3 protein-coding genes are annotated in these 3,447 nt (G+C 36.7%); all 3 read left to right on the forward strand.

Features of this window, described 5'->3' with window-relative positions; all coding sequences use genetic code 11:
• Positions 1–139: 139 nt before the first annotated feature.
• The 3 genes from HZF24_RS18590 to HZF24_RS18600 are packed head-to-tail and all read left to right on the forward strand — an operon-like array spanning position 140 to position 3,354.
• Entirely contained in the window at positions 140–1,375 is a 1,236-nt protein-coding gene (locus tag HZF24_RS18590) for a site-specific integrase (RefSeq protein ID WP_179239876.1), read from the forward strand.
• On the forward strand, positions 1,368–2,354 hold the full coding sequence (locus HZF24_RS18595; RefSeq protein ID WP_179239877.1) for a tyrosine-type recombinase/integrase: 987 nt from the start codon (positions 1,368–1,370) through the stop codon (positions 2,352–2,354). The genes HZF24_RS18590 and HZF24_RS18595 overlap by 8 nt, the downstream gene beginning before the upstream one ends.
• Entirely contained in the window at positions 2,341–3,354 is a 1,014-nt protein-coding gene (locus tag HZF24_RS18600) for a site-specific integrase (protein ID WP_179239878.1), read from the forward strand. The genes HZF24_RS18595 and HZF24_RS18600 overlap by 14 nt, the downstream gene beginning before the upstream one ends.
• The last annotated feature ends 93 nt before the right edge of the window (positions 3,355–3,447 follow it).

Raw genomic sequence — 3,447 nt, forward strand, 5'->3', positions numbered from 1 at the left:
ACCGCCTTATGCTAAATAAGTACTTATGCAAAGTAAACCTGTAAGTATCACATAATTACTGATGTTACCTCTGATTTACTTTGCATAATCTTCGGCAATGATTATAGAGTAAACTCAAAAATCATTGAAGGAGGTTCTTATGCAAAAGAAACCAATTAAAGAATTATTGTATGACTTAGAGCAAGAACTGTTACGTTTAGGCTATACTGAAGGTTCTATGAAATTTTATCGTAATCGATGGCAGAAAATCCTGCAGTTTGCTGAAGAATGTAACGAAAGTCATTATTCTGAGCAACTAGGAATTGACTATGTTGAAAGCTATTTTCAAATCTTTGAAAAGGACTTCGATAAAACCCTGTCGCAGAAAGATACACAGGAACTTCGTATCATTCGAATGATTGGGGATTATCAACTCCATCATACCGTCTTAAGACGATATTACAAGCATCGGAAGTTACTTACTGATCCATATTTTATGGGTATTAGTAACGATTTTAAGAAACACTGTGAATCTAAAGATTACTCTAAAGTAACCGTAGACCACTATGTGAAACAATCAGAACGCTTTATGGATTATTTGATTTCCCAAGGAATTCAAAGTTGCCAAGATATCACACTTACAATTGTCAATAGCTATATCAAAACACTGGCTGGTTATGCCTACAAAACCGCGGAGCAAATCATCTGCTCTATACGTGCATTTTTAAGATATCTGTTAGAACAGGATATCTTAAAAATCGATTTAGCTTCAAAAACTCCTATGGTTCAGGCAAGAAAGCAAACCCGTATACCCTCTGTTTGGACTAAGGAAGAGTTAGATGCACTAATTGATGCAATTGATCGTGGAAATCCAAAGGGCAAGCGAGACTATGCAATTATTCTTATCGCTTGCGTACTAGGTCTTAGAGTCACAGATATCAAAAATCTAACCTTTGATAGTTTCCATTGGGAAGAAAAGAAATTGATATTCACACAATCAAAAACAAGGAGTACTGTCACTCTTCCTATTCCAACTGAAGTAGGTTGGGCAGTAATTGACTATCTAAAGTATGGTAGACCTAAGGTAAATTCCCCTATTGTTTTTGTAAGGCATTTAGCACCATTCTTGCCTTTCTCAGAAAGTGACCATCTACATCAATTAATACGCGATTACATGAGGATTGCTCATATTCCTACCTTGAAGAAACATCGGGGTATGCATTCGCTTCGACATACTGCAGCTTCAAGGATGCTTGAGCACGATACACCACTTGCGGTTATTTCTGACATCCTTGGTCATATCGATACAGATTCTACAGCAGTTTATCTGAAAGTGGACATCAATAAATTGAAGGAATGCTGTCTAAACATGCCGGAGGTGGACATTCATGAGTGATTATCCTTTTACAGGTCCATTTGCAGCACATATCAAAAATCACGTTCAGCTAAAACAAGCAATTGGGTACAAATATACGACTGAAGAAAATCACTTATTGCGTTTTTCTGCATTTACTGCTGAAAAATACCCTAATGCAACGGGGCTTACTAAAGAAATCGTTTTGGACTGGTGCTCGAAGAAATATTATGAATCACAAGGGAACCAATGCTCAAGAGCCTCTATTATTAGACAATTAGCTATCTATATGGATTACATTGGAATGAATACTTACGTTCTCCCAAAGGGTTATTATCCTACTGAAGAGAAATATATTCCTTACATCTACACTGAAGATGAATTAAAACATTTCTTTGATGAAACAGATAAATGTCACTATGTCAGCCAATGTCCACATCGACATTTAATTATGCCGATATTTTTCAGAATGATATATTCCTGTGGTTTACGTTCCTCTGAAGCTAGACTACTAAAAGTAGATGACATAGACTTAGAGGAATGTGTATTAACCATAGAACATTCAAAGATGGATAATGCACGACTAGTTCCAATGTCAGATGAAATTACAAGCCGTTGCAGGGGTTACTTCCAGCATGTGCATGTGATGTCAAAGGGTAGTGATTACTTCTTCCCTGGTTTAAATGGGAAACCAATGACTCTTACTAATATCTATCGTAACTTTAGGCGTTTCCTATGGAAAGCTGGTATATCTCATGGTGGTCGCGGTAAGGGACCAAGAGTACATGATTTTCGTCATACTTTTGCATGTCACTGTTTAAAAAACTGGGTTATGCAGGGTAAAGACCTTTCAGTTTATCTCCCAGTGCTTAAAACATTTATGGGACATGATTCTTTTGAGGAAACAGCATATTACCTTAGGATGACAGCTGATGTATTCCCTGATATATCCATAAAGCTAGAAGGATTCTATCCAGATGTTATTCCAACATTAGAAGGTGATAATTATGAAACCTACTGATTTTGCTATCCATCTTACAGCTTTTTTATCTGAATATTTACCAGCACAGAAAAATGCTAGCATCAATACTATTGCATCCTACAGAGATACTTTTAAGCTTTTACTTAGGTACTGCCAGACTCAAAGAAGGATATCTATTGAAAAGTTGACTATGGATATGCTTACCCATAAATTAATAGCAGACTTCCTTGAATGGCTTGAGGAGTCCCGTAAAAGTAGTATTTCAACTAGAAATCAGCGTCTTGCTGCCATACACTCATTTTTCCGATATGTTCAGTATGAGGAACCATCAGGAATCCTGCATTTTCAAAAGGTTATTGCAATACCTGTTAAAAAGTCCCAAAGAACAGCGGTGCCACATCTTACACCAGATGCGATACAATTACTATTGTCACAGCCAGATAAGACCACTGCTAAGGGACGTCGTGATTTAGCCCTTCTAAGTACGTTGTATGATTCAGGCTGTAGGGTACAGGAATTAGCAGATCTTAGAATACGTGATGTTATCTTAGATAATCCTGCAGTGCTTATCCTTACTGGTAAAGGTGATAAGGTACGAAGGGTTCCTCTGATGAAAAATACACTTGCTTTATTGAAACACTACATTTTAGAAAACTCTCTTGATAAAACTTGGAAAAGTGATTATCCATTGTTTGTGAATAGACAGCATGGCAAACTTACCAAGGAGGGTATTTCATATATTATTAAGCAATATGTGATTTTAGCGAGAAGGAATTCAACACTAATACCAGAAACTGTAACTCCCCATATGTTCCGTCATAGCAAAGCAATGCATCTGTTACGAGCAGGTGTCAATCTCATATATATTCGAGACTTTCTTGGACACGAAGATATTAAAACGACAGAAATTTATGCCAAGTGCGATACAGAATTAAAACGACAGGCTATTGAAAATGCCTATCCCGACCTAATTGATAGCAATCTCCCTGATTGGAGTAAAGATACAGCATTACTTGATTGGCTATCCAATCTCATGTAGTCAGTAGATTATGCAAAGTAAATCATAGAGTAGTTTAGATAAATCAATGCTTAGCTATATTTACTTTGCATAATCGTCAACTTTGCATAAGGC

The organism is Sedimentibacter hydroxybenzoicus DSM 7310 (genome assembly GCF_013403245.1).
Taxonomy (GTDB): domain Bacteria; phylum Bacillota; class Clostridia; order Tissierellales; family Sedimentibacteraceae; genus Sedimentibacter; species Sedimentibacter hydroxybenzoicus.

Bases quoted from the DNA above. Each gene is read 5' to 3' on its own strand.
- HZF24_RS18590 (WP_179239876.1), top strand. From the start codon at position 140: ATGCAAAAGAAACCAATTAAAGAATTATTGTATGACTTAGAGCAAGAA.
- HZF24_RS18595 (WP_179239877.1), top strand. From the start codon at position 1,368: ATGAGTGATTATCCTTTTACAGGTCCATTTGCAGCACATATCAAAAAT.
- HZF24_RS18600 (WP_179239878.1), top strand. From the start codon at position 2,341: ATGAAACCTACTGATTTTGCTATCCATCTTACAGCTTTTTTATCTGAA.